This window comes from Corynebacterium sp. HMSC06C06 (assembly GCF_001807295.1).
GTDB classification, from domain to species: domain Bacteria; phylum Actinomycetota; class Actinomycetes; order Mycobacteriales; family Mycobacteriaceae; genus Corynebacterium; species Corynebacterium striatum.
In genome coordinates this window covers 123,665-141,337 of sequence record NZ_KV788518.1, presented here as the reverse complement: position 1 = coordinate 141,337, position 17,673 = coordinate 123,665, and the positions used below count along the sequence as shown (strand labels likewise).

16 protein-coding genes are annotated in these 17,673 nt (G+C 61.7%); 9 read left to right on the top strand and 7 right to left on the bottom strand.

Annotated elements, in window-relative coordinates; translation table 11 throughout:
- Positions 1-233: 233 nt before the first annotated feature.
- Positions 234-563 (bottom strand): transposase, encoded by a 330-nt coding sequence (locus HMPREF3153_RS13080; protein ID WP_005528085.1) that lies wholly within the window; start codon positions 561-563, stop codon positions 234-236.
- A gap of 252 nt (positions 564-815) precedes the next feature.
- Here HMPREF3153_RS13080 and HMPREF3153_RS11065 point away from each other — a divergent pair, with 252 nt between their 5' ends.
- The gene (locus HMPREF3153_RS11065; protein WP_070420908.1) at positions 816-2,210 is read left to right on the top strand and encodes a GntP family permease; all 1,395 of its coding nucleotides are present in this window, start codon (positions 816-818) and stop codon (positions 2,208-2,210) included.
- A 50-nt stretch (positions 2,211-2,260) separates the two neighbouring features.
- Here HMPREF3153_RS11065 and HMPREF3153_RS11060 read toward each other — a convergent pair whose 3' ends face one another.
- Entirely contained in the window at positions 2,261-2,767 is a 507-nt protein-coding gene (locus tag HMPREF3153_RS11060; RefSeq protein ID WP_070420878.1) for a gluconokinase, read from the bottom strand.
- Positions 2,768-2,907: 140 nt separating this feature from the next.
- Complete coding sequence (locus HMPREF3153_RS11055) at positions 2,908-3,441, bottom strand: 2'-5' RNA ligase family protein (RefSeq protein WP_046645148.1); 534 nt, start codon at positions 3,439-3,441, stop codon at positions 2,908-2,910.
- 379 nt (positions 3,442-3,820) lie between these two features.
- On the opposite strand from HMPREF3153_RS11055, the gene HMPREF3153_RS11050 reads away from it, so the two are divergent.
- Positions 3,821-4,093, top strand: coding sequence for a hypothetical protein (locus HMPREF3153_RS11050; protein ID WP_005528081.1), 273 nt, complete (start codon positions 3,821-3,823; stop codon positions 4,091-4,093).
- A 259-nt stretch (positions 4,094-4,352) separates the two neighbouring features.
- Positions 4,353-5,273: a ribokinase gene (locus HMPREF3153_RS11045; RefSeq protein WP_070420877.1), complete on the top strand. Its 921-nt coding sequence runs from the start codon at positions 4,353-4,355 to the stop codon at positions 5,271-5,273.
- On the opposite strand, the gene HMPREF3153_RS11040 is transcribed toward HMPREF3153_RS11045, so the two are convergent.
- Positions 5,270-6,493, bottom strand: a complete 1,224-nt coding sequence (locus HMPREF3153_RS11040) for an amidohydrolase (RefSeq protein ID WP_070420876.1) — start codon at positions 6,491-6,493, stop codon at positions 5,270-5,272. The two genes, HMPREF3153_RS11045 and HMPREF3153_RS11040, sit on opposite strands and share 4 nt — an antisense overlap.
- A 223-nt stretch (positions 6,494-6,716) precedes the next feature.
- On the opposite strand from HMPREF3153_RS11040, the gene HMPREF3153_RS11035 reads away from it, so the two are divergent.
- Genes HMPREF3153_RS11035 through HMPREF3153_RS11020 form a run of 4 tightly spaced genes read left to right on the top strand, consistent with a single transcriptional unit; the run spans position 6,717 to position 11,467 of the window.
- The gene (locus HMPREF3153_RS11035) at positions 6,717-7,478 is read left to right on the top strand and encodes a LamB/YcsF family protein (protein WP_049064099.1); all 762 of its coding nucleotides are present in this window, start codon (positions 6,717-6,719) and stop codon (positions 7,476-7,478) included.
- Complete coding sequence (locus HMPREF3153_RS11030; protein WP_070420875.1) at positions 7,478-9,031, top strand: 5-oxoprolinase subunit B/C family protein; 1,554 nt, start codon at positions 7,478-7,480, stop codon at positions 9,029-9,031. The genes HMPREF3153_RS11035 and HMPREF3153_RS11030 overlap by 1 nt, the downstream gene beginning before the upstream one ends.
- A 9-nt stretch (positions 9,032-9,040) precedes the next feature.
- Positions 9,041-10,795: an acetyl/propionyl/methylcrotonyl-CoA carboxylase subunit alpha gene (locus HMPREF3153_RS11025; protein WP_070420874.1), complete on the top strand. Its 1,755-nt coding sequence runs from the start codon at positions 9,041-9,043 to the stop codon at positions 10,793-10,795.
- A gap of 57 nt (positions 10,796-10,852) precedes the next feature.
- The gene (locus tag HMPREF3153_RS11020) at positions 10,853-11,467 is read left to right on the top strand and encodes a GntR family transcriptional regulator (protein ID WP_070420873.1); all 615 of its coding nucleotides are present in this window, start codon (positions 10,853-10,855) and stop codon (positions 11,465-11,467) included.
- A 201-nt stretch (positions 11,468-11,668) separates the two neighbouring features.
- On the opposite strand, the gene HMPREF3153_RS11015 is transcribed toward HMPREF3153_RS11020, so the two are convergent.
- From HMPREF3153_RS11015 to HMPREF3153_RS11005, 3 genes are all read right to left on the bottom strand, one after another.
- Positions 11,669-12,463, bottom strand: a complete 795-nt coding sequence (locus HMPREF3153_RS11015) for a putative hydro-lyase (RefSeq protein WP_070420872.1) — start codon at positions 12,461-12,463, stop codon at positions 11,669-11,671.
- 12 nt (positions 12,464-12,475) lie between these two features.
- Entirely contained in the window at positions 12,476-13,639 is a 1,164-nt protein-coding gene (locus HMPREF3153_RS11010; RefSeq protein WP_100622455.1) for an NRAMP family divalent metal transporter, read from the bottom strand.
- Positions 13,640-13,740: 101 nt separating this feature from the next.
- Positions 13,741-14,067: a homocysteine S-methyltransferase family protein gene (locus HMPREF3153_RS11005; RefSeq protein ID WP_046645155.1), complete on the bottom strand. Its 327-nt coding sequence runs from the start codon at positions 14,065-14,067 to the stop codon at positions 13,741-13,743.
- 194 nt (positions 14,068-14,261) lie between these two features.
- Here HMPREF3153_RS11005 and HMPREF3153_RS11000 point away from each other — a divergent pair, with 194 nt between their 5' ends.
- Complete coding sequence (locus HMPREF3153_RS11000) at positions 14,262-15,437, top strand: acetyl-CoA C-acyltransferase (protein ID WP_070420871.1); 1,176 nt, start codon at positions 14,262-14,264, stop codon at positions 15,435-15,437.
- Positions 15,438-17,621, top strand: a complete 2,184-nt coding sequence (locus HMPREF3153_RS10995) for a 3-hydroxyacyl-CoA dehydrogenase/enoyl-CoA hydratase family protein (protein ID WP_070420870.1) — start codon at positions 15,438-15,440, stop codon at positions 17,619-17,621.
- Positions 17,622-17,673 lie beyond the last annotated feature (52 nt).

Below are 17,673 nucleotides of genomic sequence, written 5' to 3'. Positions count from 1 at the left end.
TTTCTACTATTTCCTGTGGCGGGTTCTGCTGCCAATGGCGGATTCTGCTTCCACAATTCGGTGTTCACCTCGACCGAGGTTTGGTATCCCCAGCTTTGGTGAAGAGCTAGTCTCGTTCGACCAGGACACCCACTCAAATGTCGCGATTTCTACCTCGACACCGTCACCCCACCTGCAAGTATGGATTAGCTCGTTCTTTTAGAGAGCCATTAACGTTTTCGGCCAACACATTGTCATAGGAGTCGCCAACCATCCCGGTTGTGAGCCTGGTTCCAGCAAGAAGAAGCTGCGGCAGCTTTCAGTGGCTCGTTAGTGTCGCGTAGCTGGTGATTGTTACGACGTAGCCTCGCGTTCTCAGCGGCCAAATCTTCAGGCACAGGTTCTGGGATGTTTCCCGCACGACGGGCAAGCTTAAGCCCATTGACCGCCCGTGCGCCATAACCCCCAGCTTTTAAAGCCACTGCCTGGCACGCGGGGTGCATCGACATGTGTTCCACAAAGATGCGGTCCTCCACGAGACGGAGCACACGGTCCTTGGCATCCTGGTCAAAACTCTTCGGCATGTTCCAAGACTTCCCATCTACTCAAGCGGAACAAAACCTGGGGCACTTCATAGCGGTGTCCAAAATAAATGGAATCGTCGTCATGGTTCTACTTCGAGGTAGCGTTGGCACTTAAGTTCCGATTAAAGCTGCACGGTACGAAAGTCACATTCGAGTGGTTATATCCACACTTATTTCCGATGATAATCTGGCTCACAACTACGGCTTAACAGCAAGGCCGTAACTTGAGAAAGGATTAGTTCCATGGACGTCATGGAAACCTGGGAGCCGGTGCTTACAACCGGCCCTCTCCTGGGGATAGCAGCTGCAGCGGTTGCCTTGATCTTGGTCATGGTGATCCACTTCAAGGTTCACGCATTCATCGTGTTGACCATAGTTTCTACCCTGACTGCGCTGGTTGCCGGTATCCCTCTTGAGGGCGTCGTCCCGACGCTAACCAAGGGCTTCGGCTCCACGCTTGGTTCCGTTGCACTGTTGGTTGGTTTAGGCGCCATGATCGGGCGCTTGGTTGAAACCTCCGGTGGCGCTAAATCGCTTGCCGACGCCCTGGTGAAACTCTTCGGCGAAAACAAAGCACCGTTTGCGCTGGGCGTTGCCTCGCTGATTATGGGTTTCCCCATCTTCTTCGACGCTGGCTTGATCGTGATGCTGCCGGTGATCTTCGCAGTGGCGCGGCGCCTTAACGGCCCGGTTCTCGCCTACGGCATTCCCGCGGCCGGCGCGTTCTCAGTAATGCACATCTACCTTCCACCCCACCCGGGTCCTGTCGCCGCGAGCGAATTTTATGGCGCTGACATCGGCCTCATTTTGGTCTTCGGCCTGCTGGTAGCGCTTCCTACGTGGTATCTCTCCGGCTACCGCCTGGGCCTGCACCTGGGCAAGAAGTATCCCTTCGTTGTCGGCGATATTTTGACCGGCGAACGCGTGGCGGATGAAAAGCTTCCGGAAAAGCCAGCTTCACCGGCGACGGTCATCGGAATTCTTCTTATCCCAATGCTCCTTATCTTTGGCAACACCGGCTTGTCAGCCCTTTCCTCCGCTGGTCACATTTCGAGCGATGCCACCTGGGTTAAATTTTTCGTCTTCCTAGGTCAGACCCCCATCGCGCTGCTCATCACGGCGCTTGCCGCGATGATTGCGCTCGGATTCAAGCGCGGAATGGATAAGACTGCGATTGAAAAGACCATGGAGTCTTCCCTGGGCCCGATTTGCTCGGTGATGCTGATTACCGGTGCCGGCGGCATGTTCGGCGGCGTGCTAAGAACTTCTGGAATCGGCGATGCTCTGGCTGATTCGATGGCAGGCCTCGGAATTCCTGTCATTCTTGCCTGCTATCTCATTGCGGTCGCGCTACGTCTTGCACAGGGCTCTGCCACCGTGGCTCTTACTACTGCAGCAGCGCTCATGGTCCCAGCTGTAGAAGCAGCAGACTACTCTGCAGTGCAGCTTGCTCTTATTGTGCTTGCCACTGCCGCGGGGTCGGTCTTTGGCAGCCACGTCAATGACTCGGGTTTCTGGTTGATCGGCCGCCTCATGGGCATGGACGTAGCAACCACGCTGCGCACGTGGACCCTTAACCAGGCACTCGTTTCCTTCGTCGGCTTCGTCTTCGTGCTTATCATTTTTGGGATTACTGCAGCGTTTTAGCCTCAGATAGTCTCAGTCCAAGAAAGCCAGACCACAACGGTTTAGGGCATCTAGCCCCGCAGATACCTCGCTGCTTCGGCAGCCAGTTCTGCGGGGCTTTGTGCTACGTCGAGCACGATCCCCGGCTCGTCCTCACCTAACTGCTCAAGCGTTTCGAACTGCGATTGCAAAAGCGATACCGGCATGAAGTGGCCTGCACGGTTTTGCATGCGCTCCAGCAAACGCTCGTAGCTGCCGTGCAGATGAACAAAAACCGTGTCAGGCGCATGGGTGTGAATCAGATCCCGGTACGAGCGCTTAAGCGCTGAACATCCCACGATGGCGCCTTCGGTTTGCCCCTGCATCCACTGCCCGATTGCTTCGAGCCAGGGCCAGCGGTCGGCGTCGTCAAGCGCGTGCCCCGCGGACATCTTTTCGATGTTGGCGGCCGGATGCATGTCGTCGCCGTCCCTAAAGGCGAGGCCCACCTGCTCTCCCAACAGCTGCCCCACCGTAGATTTCCCGCAGCTGGACACTCCCATCACGATGACGTGTTTATGGGCAAGTTCCGTGTTCATCTTAGTAGAGTTCACAGCCTTCAAGCCTAGTACTGCGGGGAGAAGTTGATACGTTCAATCTCCGCTCGCGCGGCCGGGTCCAACATCGCGCACAATCCGGCGTCAACGCGGCAGCCTTCGGCGCTGATGCCTATCGCGGCTCATAGCACCCGCAATTCCTCAGTCGCCGACCGCCAGTACGCAGCTTGGGCTGCAGTAAATTCCTTCAGCAGGTGCCCACCGCTGCGTGCAGCGGTGCGGGTGGCCTCGTTCGTAGCAGCATCGAGGACGTCGATATAGCGGCCGACCTCGTCGCGCGGGATGCGAAGCCCCATCGTTAGATGCGGGGTCCAGCGAGCCCCTCGTGATTCAGGATTGGCCGCGCTTATCTCCCGGGCGGCCGCTTCGAACTCATCGGTTGTTTCCAGAAGCCAGGCGATTGATTGCTTCGAGCGCGTTCCGAATACTACGGTTCCCACCCGTTGAAATGTTGCTGGCAATAGCGGCGGAAGTAGTTCAGCGGCCAGTTCCACTGCCTCGGGGGCCATGGATTGGGCGAAAGTAATAGTGATGTGTGGGCGCTGATTCTGGCGTGGCAGGCCGCGCCGAACGAGGTCGTCGAATAGCTCGGCGATGGCCCGTTCTTGCTCTTCAGGAAGATAAAGCAAGAGATTTTCTGGGGATTTGACGCTCATGATTTCAGGTTATGGCATTTGAACTATTAAGGTTGCTTGGTTTCCAAATGCTGTTAGCCGAGCCCAAACCCGCATGGAGTTGTCCCCACCACTGGGCGCTACAAGCCACGTGACAATACATCCCAGGCATTAATGTGCACAGGCCATCCCAAGGTGAATCGCGGGGCTGAGCCAAAACGGATTTTTCGCCTTTCGAGTCCTGCCGATTAGCCATTTTTCCGCCGAAACTGTTTGCATTGTTTATGACGTTTATGTGAATTTCTATCTTTAATTGTCGAGACATCTCTATCGTGCGCCACTGGAAAACAGTCGCTAGCGTAAGTCTTCGTCACGCACCGCCAACGTATTCGCCGGTCTTGCCATCGCCGGCGGCACGCTCATGATGCCGGCAGCTAACGCTGCAACCGTCACCGAGTCCTACCCAGAGACTCCGGCCATCAACGCCAAGCTGCCAATCATCCACACCACCCACGGCTCCGATCATAAGAAGGCTAACGTCCTTAACCCACGCCCGGTCTGCAACCCATGGGAAGACCACCGCACCAGCACCACCTCCATGACCCTGGGCGGCGACGTTTCCGGCAAGAACTCCAAGGGCTCCGCAGGCATCTCCCGCGAGATCGCTACCAAGCTTGGCGCTTCCGCGTTCTGAACTTGACCGGCACCCAGCAGTACTGCAAGCATCCGCTGCTTGGATAGCCGCTCCCTTCTCAGGAGCCGGAAGAAAAGGGAGCGGCTTTCCCAGTTTTGCGCACGTCCGTCAGCGTCATGCCAGCACAATTTGCCAAACAAGGCGCCAAAACTTCCCGAAATCACGCCACTATTTGGCAAATTGCGCCCTTGCGCCGCCCCAAGCCCGGACGCGGGCTCTTAGAGTGGAGCACACAAGGCACAAACGCAAAGGAAACTTCATGACTGCAAAACAGCCGCACTGCGTGGTCGTCGGTTCCATCAACGCCGACTTGATGATTAGCGTGGAGCGCCACCCCACCCCGGGCGAGACACTGATAGGCGGTGGCGGAGACATCTTGGCCGGCGGCAAGGGCGCAAACCAAGCGGTAGCTGCGGCACGCCAAGGCGTCAGCGTCTCATTCGTGGGCGCAGTCGGCGATGACGCTTACGCCGGCCCAGCCATGGAACTGCTAGAAGCATCGGGCGTCGATCTCAGCCACGTCGAACACCTCAAGTCCACCACCACGGGCCTTGCGGTAATCGAGGTCGCAGCCGACGGCGAGAACACCATCGTGGTGGTCCCCGGCGCGAATGCGCGGGTGGACGCTGAGTTCGTTCAACAGCACGCGCAAGCAATACACAAGGCAGACCTGGTGCTACTACAGGGCGAGATTCCCGCCGCAGGATTCCAGAAGGCGGTCGAACTCGCACGCGCGGTAGGCGCCCGGGTGGTGGTGAACCTGGCGCCGGTGGTGGACGTCGATAAGCAGGCGCTCCTGCAGGCAGACCCACTCGTGGTTAACGAACACGAGGCGGGGTTGGCGCTCAAGCAACTGGGTGCGCAGACGCCAGGCGATGAACCAGAAGAGCTCGTAGAATGCCTGCGCGCCGAAGGCTTTGCCGCGGTGGTGTTAACGCTTGGAGCGCGCGGGGCCATCGTGGCGGATGCCGAGGGCACCACGCCGATTCCCACCCCACAGATCAAAGCGGTGGACACCACGGGCGCCGGCGACGCGTTCACAGGCGCGCTCGTGGCGAAGCTCCTACAAGGGACCACGCTTAGCGACGCCGCCCATCACGCCGCCCGCGTGGGCGCCTTCGCCGCGCTGGGCCGCGGCGCCCAGCCTTCCTACCCGGATCTAAAAGCGCAGCTTCCTTAAACCGCCAGCCAAGGGCAAAGCGCAGCAACCGTGGCCTCCGCACCTGCTTCCAGGGTGGGGTGCAGCTCAGGGACGAACTGCGGAGAGTGATTGCCCGGTGCATTCTCCGGGTCTGGGAAGCCGCCGACGACCCAGAAGCAATACGGTGTGCCAAAGGCATTCGGGATATCCGGGAAATCCTCCGAGGCCGATAAAGGCGCGAAGGTCTCCGTGCGCTCCTCCCCCAACAAGGTCTGCATAGACTCGGTGACCTTGGCAGTTACATCGCGGTCATTGTCCAGCACCGGGAAGCGTTCGGAGTATTCGAAGGAAGGCTCCGGCGCGCCCGCCGCGGCGGCCTGATTGTTCACGATGCGTTCGATCGAGGCATGAATGTGGTCTTCGACTTCCTGCGAGTAGCAGCGGGTATTGAGCTCGAACACGACTTTGTCCGGAATCACGTTGGCCTTCGTGCCGCCGTGAATCGTGCCCACGGAGACCACCGCGCGCTCGCTGGCCGGTAGCTCACGGGAGATAATTGTCTGCAGCTGCATGATGATTGAGGAGGAAAGCACGATTGGGTCGACGCTCTTCTCCGGCATGGAGCCATGCGAGCCGACGCCGCGCACAGTTACCTTCACAGTGGAAGCCTGGGTGAAGCTAATGCCCTCGTTGGTCGCGATATGGCCCAGTGGCAAGGCACCCATGACATGCTGGCCCAGCATGACATCGGGGACGGGAACCTTGCCCGTGATTCCCGCAGCGACCATGTTCTTGCCGCCTTCAGCGATCTCCTCGGCGGGCTGGAATACGGCCTCGAAAGTACCGGACCATGCGTTCCGGTTTTCCGCCAGAAAAGAGATGGTGGTCAAAAGCCACGTGGTGTGCATGTCGTGGCCGCACATGTGCCCCACCGGCACCTCCTGGCCAGTCTTGTCGGAGACCTGAGTGGCAGTCGAGGCGTACTCAACGCCGGAGTCTTCCTTGACTGGCAAGCCGTCAAAATCGGCACGCATCGCCACGGTGTGGCCATCGCCGTTGCGCAAGATTCCGACGACGCCGGCTCCGACGTCGACTACCTCGACGTCGTCAAGCGCCTCCAGCTCCTTGGTAATCCGCGCCTTGGTTTCGGCTTCCTGCAGCGAGAGCTCCGGGTGCTGGTGGAACCACTTATAAAGTTTCTCACGCTGCGTCTTCGTCTTTTCCAAATACGTTTCCAAGGATTCAAACAGTTGCGTCATAGATCCCACCTTATGCCTGCCCGGTCACCGCTTGCAGAGAACGCACTCTTGACACCACGTACCCCGCCAACCCCACCACCGTCATCATCGGCGGTGTCATCGACGCGACGTGACTACCCCCGCACTTCCTTAAAAATGGCGTCCCACTTCACAAAGTGACGTGACGCACGATACACTATCCGCCTATAGATTGTTGAACAATTCTAAAAGGGGATTTGAGTGTATGAGCCAGCTCTTTATTGATCTCAATGCCGACCTCGGCGAGACCACCGCAGGCAATCCAGTCGCAGACGACGCAGCGATGCTCAAGCTGGTCTCCTCTGCCAACGTCGCCACCGGCTTCCACGCGGGTGACCCACACTCCATCGCCGGCACCGTCCACGCAGCTAAAGAGGCGGGCGTCGTCGTTGGTGCACACGTGGGCTACAACGACCCAGCCGCATTCGGCCGCCGCTTCATCGACTACAACCCGGCTGAGTTGGCAGACGAAGTCACCTATCAAATCGGCGCGCTTGAGGCGCTGGCCCGCGCGCACGGCACTCGCGTTGCCTACGTTAAGCCGCACGGCGCGATGTACAACGCCATCGTTCACCACGAGGCCCAGGCCAAGGCAGTCATCGACGGCATCAAGGCCTTTGGAGATATCCCGGTCATGCTGCTGCCGGGCGGCGTGGCAGTCGACGTCGCCGAGGCACGCGGCCTGACTGTCATCCGCGAGGCCTTCGCGGACCGCAACTACAACCCCGACGGCACCCTGGTCTCGCGCACGCAGGACAATGCTGTGCTGCACTCGGCAGACGACGTCGTAAGGCGCGTGCTCGAGGTGGCAGAAACCGGCGCCATCACAGCCATCGACGGCAGCGTCCTTAGCGTGGATGCGCAGTCCGTTTGCACCCACGGTGACTCCCCGGGCGCCGTGGAGATGCTGCGTGGCGTGGTAGCCGAGCTGGATGCCCGTGGCATTGAGATCCGGAGCTTTATCTAATGTGCATTCACCCCGTAGGAACCCGCGCGTTGCTCGTGGAGTTGGATGACCTTTCCCAGGTCATGACCTGGCACGAGGCACTTACTGCGCAACCGCTGAAGGATCAAGTCGATGCGATTGCCGCAGCGACAACCCTATTGCTCACCTTTAATACCCCTAACTCGGCGCATGCCGCCGCCGAGCTCTTGGAGGATTTCCACCCTTCCGCACGCTCCGTGGAGGAGCCACGCTTGGTGGAGATCGACGTGCTTTACGACGGCGCGGACCTGGACGAAGCTGCCGAACTACTCGGTATGTCCCGCGAGGCGCTCATCGACTGGCATACCTCCACCGAGTGGCTCGCAGCCTTCGGCGGCTTTGCCCCGGGCTTTACTTATTGCACCCCGGCAGATGCCTCCCGCGGCGTCGACATCCCGCGTCGCTCTACCCCGCGTACCGCGGTGCCGAATGGCTCGGTGGGCATCGCCGGTAACTTCTCCGCGGTCTACCCGCGCGTCTCCCCCGGCGGCTGGCAGCTGCTAGGCACCACCTCGACCCCGATGTGGGAATCGGATGCGCAGCCGCCGGCGCTGGTACAGCCCGGTGACCGCGTGCGCTACCGTGCCGTCAGCTCCCTGCCGGACATCGTATCCACCACCCCGTTTGGCCGCCGTACCCCAGCCCGCCTGCCACGTATGGAAGTCATCGACCCAGGCCTTGTCACCCTCTTCCAGGACCAAGGCCGCCCGGGTCGTGGCAACTTAGGTGTTACCCCTTCGGGCGCGGCTGACCAGGCAGCAGCGGCCACCGCCAACGTAGCCGTGGGCAACCCGCGCGGTGCGACGGTGCTGGAAAACATCGGTGGTATTCGCCTGCGTGCCCTCACCGATACCGTCATTTGCGTCACCGGCGCCCAGGCCCGCGTGCTCCTCGACGAGATGCCGGTGCACCTCGCGCGCCCGGTGCTCGTGACGGCGGGTTCCACCGTGATCGTCGAGCCGGCCACGTACGGCATGCGCTCCTACATCGCCATCCGCGGCGGCATCGTTGCCGATACCGAGCTGGGGTCCTCCTCCACCGACGTGCTCTCTGGGCTGGGTCCTGCGCCCGTGCACATCGGCGACATCATCGGTGTCCTGCCGCGCTCGAGTGCCATGACGGATGCGCAGCTGACCAATCCGCTGCGCGTTTCTGAGGGCTCCCACGGGCAGACCTCCGGCGTGCTGCGCTGCGTGATGGGCCCGCGCGATGACTGGTTCACCAAGGAATCCCTCGAGAAATTCTTAGATACCGAATGGGAAGTTACTCCACAGTCCAACCGCGTCGGCCTGCGTCTTAGAGCCAGCGACGATGCGACCTTGTCACGTGCGCGCTCCGGCGAGCTCCCGAGCGAAGGAATGGTTGCTGGCTCCGTCCAGGTTCCGCCATCGGGTGAGCCGGTAGTCTTCCTGCGCGACCACGCCGTCACCGGCGGCTACCCCGTCATCGCCACCGTCTTGGAAGAAGACATCGACATCGCCGCGCAGCTCCCGCCGGGAGCCACGGTCCGCTTCGAACTCGCTACAACTATTTAAAGGTTAAACATGATTTCTGCAATACTTATTGCAAATCGCGGCGAAATCGCCGTCCGCATCGCTCGCGCCGCCCGCGATCTGGGTATTCGCTCCATCGCCATCTATTCCGAGGCCGACGCCGGCGCGCTGCACACCCGTGTTGCTGACGAGGCCTACGCCCTGCCCGGCAACACCGCGGCCGATACCTATATGAATGTCCCGGCATTGCTGGACATTGCGGTTCGCGCCGGCGCCGACGCTGTACACCCGGGCTACGGCTTCCTCTCTGAGAACGCCGACTTCGCCCGCGCTGTGGCCGACGCCGGCCTGACCTGGGTGGGCCCGACGCCGGAGTCCATCGAGCTGCTCGGTGACAAGATTGCGGCCCGCCGCGTGGCTGAAGAGGTCGGCGCTCCCCTGGCTCCTGGCACCTCCGACCCCATCGACGACTGGCAGGAGGCCCGCGCCTTCGCCGAAAAGCACGGTCTACCGATTGCCATCAAGGCAGCTTATGGTGGCGGCGGACGCGGTCTGAAGGTCGTGGAAAACCTGGAAGACATTGAGGCGGCCTTCAACTCTGCAGGCCGCGAGGCCAAGGAAGCCTTCGGCCGCGCAGAGTGCTACGTGGAGAAGTTCCTCACCCACCCGCGCCACGTCGAGGCGCAAATCCTCGCCGATACCCACGGCAACGTCGCCGTGCTCGGCACCCGTGACTGTTCAACACAGCGTCGCTTCCAAAAGCTCATCGAGGAAGCTCCCGCACCTGCGCTTAGCGACGAACAGCGCACCGGCATCCACGAGGGCGCCCGCGCCATTTGCGCCAAGGTGGGTTACACCGGCGCTGGAACCGTGGAGTACATAGTCTCTGAGGACGGCACCATCTCCTTCCTCGAGGTCAACACCCGTGTGCAGGTTGAGCACCCAGTCACTGAGGTCGTGACCGGCGTGGACATCATCGCGGAGCAGTTCCGCATCGCTTCGGGCGAGCCACTGTCTTTCGTGGACGAATCCCTCGACCCGGAGCCGCACGGCCACGCTTTCGAATTCCGCATCAACGCCGAGGACATCCTGAACGGCTTTGCACCATGCCCTGGCACCATCGTGCGCTTTGAGCCGCCGACGGGCCCTGGCATCCGCGTTGACGCCGGCGTACGCTCCGGCTCCATCGTGCCGCCGTACTACGACTCGCTGATTGCCAAGCTGCTGGTCTGGGGACCGACCCGCGAGGTGGCCCTGGCCCGCGCCAAGCAGGCCCTGGCCGAGTTCGACATCGAAGGCGTGCGCACCGTGCTGCCGTTCCACCGCGACATGGTCTCCTCCCAGGTCTTGGCCGACCACGGCGATGCCAAGGCCGCAGCTGGTATCTACACGGACTGGCTTGACCACAACTACCGCCCTTCTGCGGAGTCCACGAGCAACATTGCGCCGGTCGAGGCCATCTACGCCAAACGCACCCAGGTAGCCATCGAAATCGACGGCAAGCTGGTCAGCGTCGGTTTGCCGGAGAACCTGTTTGCGGCAGCCCCGGCGGCTGCTGGTGGGGTGAAGGTGGCGTCGCCAAGCGCGGGCTCGCAGGAAGGCGAGGTAACCGCACCGTATGATGCAAACCTCGTGGCGTGGAACGTCGCGGATGGCGACACGGTCGAAGAGGGCGAGGCCATCGCCACCATCGAGGCTATGAAGATGGAATCTTCTGTAAAGGCTCCACGCGGCGGCACCATCAAGCTGTTGGCCAAGGAAGGCGACCGCTTGGATCCGTCGAAGGTTATCGCGACTATCGACTAGTGGCCGTGGCCTACTTTTTCGCGCAGCCTCCACGCCCAATGGGTTAAGCTGTCTGGCATGCTTTCTCAGTCTGTGGTGTCGGAGATTCGCGATGCCATCTCGGCCGGCGAGTTCATGCCCGGCCAACAGCTCAGCGAGGTCAAAGCCGCTGAGCGTTTCTCTTGTTCCCGCAATACGCTCCGCGAGGCGTTCACTGAGCTCGCTGCGCAGCGACTCGTGGAGCGCATCCCCCACCGGGGCGTCTTCATTGCGACGCCGGACGCCGATTACGTGCGCGACCTGTTCATCGCACGTGCCGCTATCGAGCCCTCCGGCGTGCTGTGGGGCGAATTCGCTGATCCGGCAGCGTTAATTGAGCTTGTCACTTCTGCTCGAGCCGCGCAGGAACGCGGTGAGGACCAGGAAGTATCCAACATTAACCAGCGTTTTCACCGCGCACTGGTGGCGTCGCTAAATTCCCCGACGCTTAACGCGCAAATGAACAACCTACTCGCGCGGATGCGGCTGAGCTTCTTGCTCGTTATCCCGCGCTACCCCACCTTGCACGCTGAACACATTGAGGGCAACATCCGCTTGGCCCGGCTCATTGCCGATGGAAAACGCGAAGAAGCTGCCGCGCTTTTGCACGACAGCTTGCTGCGGACCTGCAAGACGATGCTCGCGGTCATCTAGCTTGGGGCGGCTTGGCGGGGCGGCTTCCCTGCCCCCATTGCGGTTTGGTCCCATAGGTTGGGTCCCTTGGTGGGGTAAAGGGACCAGTAAGCCAAATTTTCCGGCACGACCACTCGTAAAGAAACCCAAGCAATGGGACCAAACCGCGCGGTCGGCCGGAGCAGTTGCAGAGGAAGCTGCAAGCGCAGCCGCAGACCGGGCTTAAGGAACCTCGTAGTCCACGTCGCGCGCGTCAGTGACGAGCATCTTGCCGGGCTGGTGGGTAATCGCCAGGCGCGGCTTCGAGTTCATCACCACCGCTTGTGGCGTCACGCCACACGCCCAGAACACCGGAATGTGCCCTTCCGGGATGTCCACGGCGTCGCCGAAATCAGGGCGAGAAAGATCCGAAATGCCAATATCCTCAGGGTTTCCCACGTGCACCGGCGCCCCGTGCACCGACGGGTAACGCGAGGTGATGCGCACGGCGTCGGCAACCTGAGATGCAGGAATCGGTCGCATGGAGACCACCAACGGTCCGCTGAAAATGCCGGCCGGAGTGGTGGGAATGTTCGTGCGATACATCGACACATTTCGCCCCTGCTCGATATGAGCCAGCGTAATGCCGTTTTCCTGCAGCGCCGACTCGAAAGCAAACGAGCAGCCGATGAGGAACGTGACCATGTCCTCAGCCCAGAACTCAGTGGCGTCCTCCACCGAGTCGGTTAGCTCACCGTCGCGGAAGATGCGGTAGCCGGGGATGTCGGTGCGGATATCGCCACCCGCGAGCAGCTCCGAGCTGTATTGGCCCGCCTCCAGCACGCCCACAATCGGACACGACTTCGGATTGCGCTGAGCAAACAACAGGAAGTCGAACGCGTATTCCTGCGGCACCGCAAGCAGGTTGGCCTGCATGTATCCGTCAGCGAAACCCGCCGTAGTCACCATCTGATTCTGCCGGGCATGCGCGCGCACGTCAGCGGGCTGCATCGTGGAAGGATGTGCAGTGTAAGACATCTTCCAAGGCCCCTAAGCCCAAAGCTTCATGATTCCGGAGATGGAGTTGAAACCGATGTAGAGCTCCAGCAGCAGCGCGATGGAACCAACCACCAGCAGCCACATTGGGTGCTTGACTCCGCCGAGGAGATCGCGGCGTCGGAAAGCAACCCACATAACCATCGCAAACGCAATTGGCAAAATGATGCCGTTGAACGCGCCTGCGAAAATCAGCAGCTTCTGGGGAGCGGAGTTGAGGAGAACGAACAAGATGGTGCAGACCACGATGAAGCCCACCGTGAGGAAGTTGCGGGTGCGCGGGGCGACCTTCTGAGTGGTCACAAAGGAGATCGAGGTGTAGGAAGCTCCAATCACCGAGGACAAGCCCGCGGCAAAGAGCACCACGCCGAACGCACGGAGTCCGAACTCGCCGGCGGCTTGGCGGAAGGCGTCGGCAGCCGTGTTGTCCTCAGACAGTGCCACGCCCGTGCTGACGACGCCCAGCACAGCCAAGAAGAGCAGCACGCGCATAATGCCGGTGATGATGACGCCCATGACCGAGGTCGTGGTGATGTTCTTGATGTGCTCCGGGCCGGTCATGCCGTTGTCGATGAGGCGGTGCGCACCCGCGAAGGTGATGTAGCCGCCGACGGTGCCGCCGATGAGGGTGGTAATAACGAAGAAGTCAACTTCCTCCGGCATGACGGTGTTCTTGAGTGCCTCGCCCACTGGCGGCTGCGAGACGATAGCCACGTAGAGCATGAGCAGGATCATGATGGCGCCAAGGGCAGCCACCAAGCGGTCGAGCGCAATGCCGGCGCGTTTGGACAAGAAGATGAAGATGGCAATCGCCGCAGCGATGACCGAGCCGATGCGGGCGTCAATGCCGAGCATCGCGTTCAAGCCCAAGCCAGAGCCAGCAATGTTGCCGATGTTGAATACCACACCGCCGATGAAGACGAGCACCGCGAGGAACCAGCCAAGGCCCGGCAGAACGGTGTTGCCAAGCTCGTTGGCGCGCATGCCGGAGAGGCACAGCACGCGCCAGACGTTGAGCTGGATGGCGATGTCCACGATGATGCTGAGCAGAATCGCAAAGGCGAAAGCTGCACCCATCTGGACGGTAAAGACGGAGGTCTGGGTCAAAAAGCCCGGACCGATGGAGGAGGTAGCCATGAGAAACATGGCGCCCGCCATTGCGCCGATACCCTTGGGTGGGTTCTTGACGACTTCAGTTGTTTCAGCGCTCACCAAACTGTCCTTTCGTGATGCAGGTCGCATTAGTTACGTGATGCACATCATCTTAAGGGGTTGTTCAACAACTTAGGAAGGAAATTGGTCAACCACTTTAAAAGCCCAGCTCGAGGATGCAGTTTGCGGGTGCCCCCTTGCACTTGACGACGCCCTTTGCCGTCGCCGAGCGCATCGAAGGTCACCTGGTACGATGCCGTGGTGGCCACCTGCGCGCCCGCGCGATAAAAGTCCTCGTGCGCTGCCTGAATTTCAGCAGGGTTCTCGCGCAGAATCTGCGCCGACCACAACTGCCCCGAGATGTCGTTGCCGCGGGACTCCAAGTGGGTGCCGAGGCCGCCGTCAAAAATCAGCGGCGTTTCAAAACACTTCATGCGTTGCAGCCTAACCAGTAAGCGCCGCCTTCCCTCAATTTGTTTTTCAGCACCTGCACCACAATCGCACGCGGCGCCGGCGCCCCACACGCGCGGGACAAGCGGAAACTTTCTCGAAAGCATTGCGCAACGCAAGGATGTGACCTAGGATTCATTTTTAACTAATGGTGATTCGCATTTCTTAGGAGGACCTCATGGCACAAGACGTATACATCGTCGGGGCCGCACGCTTGCCCATCGGTAAATTCGGCGGCAGCCTGGCCCGCCTTTCACTGACCGAGCTGGGTACGACGGCGGCGTCGGCAGCTATTGAGCGTTCGGGTATCCCGGCCGCCGAAATCGACACCGCGGTGGCGTCGAATGTCATGCCCGTCATCCCGAGCGACTTGTACATTTCCCGCAAAGTCGCCATCGGCGTCGGAATGCCCGAGTCCTCTACCGCAATGGGCGTCAACCGCCTCTGCGGCTCCGGCGTCCAAGCCGTGGTCTCCGCCGCGCAACTCCTCCAGTCTGGCGACGGCACCGTGGCACTTGCCATCGGCGCCGAATCCATGAGCCAAGCCCCCTACTCCGTCGAGGGCGCCCGCTTCGGCAAGCGCATGGGCGACGGCAAACTCTACGACTGGCTCACCGGCGCACTCTCCTGTCCCTTCGGCACTGGCCACATGGGCGTGACCGCGGAAAACGTCGCGAGTGACCACAACATCTCCCGCGAGCGCCAAGACGAGTTCTCTGCGCAATCCCAGCGCTGCGCCGCGGCCGCCCGTGCGGAAGGCGTCCACGCCGAGGAGATCGTCGCCGTAGGCGACCTGGACTTTGATGAGCACGTGAGGGAGACGAGCGTCGACAAGCTTGCGCAGCTCAAGCCCGTCTTTGCGAAGGATGGAACCGTAACCCCAGGCAACGCATCCGGCATCAACGACGGCGCCGCGGCCGTGGTCCTCGCCACCGCCGAGCAGGTGAGCACGCGCAACCTGGAGCCGCTGGCCAAGATTGTCAGCTGGGCCATCGCGGGCGTCGACCCCACCCGCATGGGCGTCGGCCCCATCGCTGCGGTGCCGAAGGCCCTGGAGAAGGCCAGACTCACGCTGGACGACATCGACCTCATCGAGTCCAACGAGGCCTTCGCCGCGCAGGCCATCGCCGTGCAGGACGAGCTCGGCTTCGACCCCGAAAAGACCAACATCTACGGCGGCGCCGTGGCGCACGGCCACCCGGTGGGAGCCACCGGAGTCATCCTCATCACCAAGCTGGCATACGCGCTGCGCCGCCTGAACAAGCGTTATGGCCTGGTCACCATGTGTATTGGCGGCGGCCAGGGCATTGCGCTCATCATCGAAAAGGAATCCGAGAACGAAGGAGCGAAGTAAATGACAATCACCAAGGTTGCCGTCATCGGCGCAGGTTCCATGGGCTCGGGCATCGCGGCACTGTGCGCATCGGCGGGTCTCGATGTCGTCCTGCTCGACCAGAACGCCGAGGGCGCGCAGAAGGGCGTGGACATCCAGGTAAAGCGCCGCGGCTTCTACCTGCCTTCGGACGCCTCCCGCGTCACCGCCTCCGATGACTACGCCCTCCTCGAGGACCGCGACTGGGTCATCGAAGCCATCTTCGAGGACCTCGGCGCCAAGCACGCGCTCTACGCGGCCATCGAGCCACACCTCAAGCCCTCAGCCATCTTGAGTTCGAACACCTCTACCCTCCCGCTGGCCAAGCTCGTCGAGGGTGTACCGGTCTCGCGCCGCGAGCGCTTCGGCATCACCCACTTCTTCAACCCGCCGAAGGTCATGCGCTTGGTCGAGCTCATCGCCTCCGGCGAGACCGAGGCCGCGCTGCGCACCACCATCGAACAAACCTTGGGCAAGATCGCGCTCGAGTGCCGCGACACCCCGGGTTTTATTGCCAATCGCGTCGGCTGCTACTGGATGGCCGCCGGCGTTGCCCGCGCCCGCGAGTTCGGCGTGAGCTACGAGCTTGCCGACGCCGCCTTTGGCCGCCCCTTCGGCATCCCCCGCACCGGCATCTTCGGGCTTTTGGACTACATCGGTTTGCAGCTGGTGGGGCCCATCTGGAACTCCCTCGAGTCCGCACTTCCCGCGGGCGATCCGCTTCTCGATGTACCGCTGGGCTGCGACGAGTTCATCGCGGGCTTGGTCGAGCGCGGCCTGACTGGGCGCACCGGCGAGGGCGGCTTCTACCGCGGCCGCGACGAGGTCATCAACTCCGACTATGAGTACGTGGCACGCACCCAGCCGGACGACCCAGTCATAGGGCTCAAGGATCCGCGCGAGGTCATGGACACGGATTCGCCGGGCGGCCGCTTCGCCCGCGCGGTCTTCCTCGACACCCTGCGCTACTGCTGCGAGGTCGCGCCGGAGATCGCGGAGCACGTCGGGCTTATCGACGACGGCCTCACCCTCGGCTTCGGCTGGAAGAAGGGCATTTTCGCGCTTGCCGACGCCATCGGCATCGACTGGGTTGCCTCCGCTTACGGTTCGAAGCCGCCAGCGCTAGTGACCGCAGCCGCCGCTGCCGGGGGATTCTTTGTAGACGGCAAGGTGCTTTCCTCTGAGGGCCAGCTGCAGGAGCTGCGGGAGCGGGAGGGTGTGGTCAGCCTGCGCTCCTGGGATCTGGAAACCGTGGTCGGCCTGCCGGCCGGCGCGGTGCGTGCAGTATCCACCCCTTCCGGACGCATCGGCATCATCGACCTGCATACGCCGATGAATTCCTTGCCGACTACCGCTCTGGAAGTCCTGCGCGCTGCCGTTGACGCCATCTCCTCTGCGAACCTGAAAGCGCTGGTAATCGGCAACGATGCGCCGGTGTTCTGCGCGGGCGCGGACTTGGCGTCGATTGCCGCGGCGGGCGAGTCGGGCTCGGCGGAGCGCGTTGAGGAGCTCATTGCGGACGGCTCGAACACGCTGCGCCAGCTGAAGTTCGCGCCGGTTCCCGTGGTCGCAGCGGTACGCGGTGTTGCCCTGGGCGGCGGCTTAGAGCTAGCCCTTTCCTGCGACCGAATCGTGGCACACGCGGATACGCAGCTGGCATTCCCAGAGCGCAACGTTGGTTTGTACCCCGGTTGGACGGGCACGATTTCCGCACTGGAGCGCCTGCGTGCGGCTGGCGTGGCCGACTACCACCAGAAGGCCTTCGATTTCATCGCGGCGGCGGCGCCTTTCCCAAATGCGTTTGTGGCTAAGGAACAGGGCTTCCTCGGGGCAGACGACGTCGTGCTCATGTCCCCTGACCACGTCCTGGCGCGTGCCATCACGGAGGCGGAGTCGCTCATTGAGGGCTACGAGCCCCCTGCGGATGCGGCGATTGAGATGTACTCAGGCCCGGCGCTGGACCGCGAGTGGCCGTTGGAGAATACTACGGAAAACGACCACGTCATCGCAGCAAAGCTGGCGCAAATGTACACCGGTGAGGGCTCGCTGAGCTTTAACGAGTTCGCCGACCGTGAGGTCGAATACGATGTGCCGCTCGTGCTGCTGCCAGCGAACGTCGATCGCGCGAAGCATATGGCGGCGACCCGCAAGCCGTTGCGCAACTAGCCCGCGGACCTGTCCCAACCATTTCTTTCGGATTGGTCCCATTGGTTGGGTC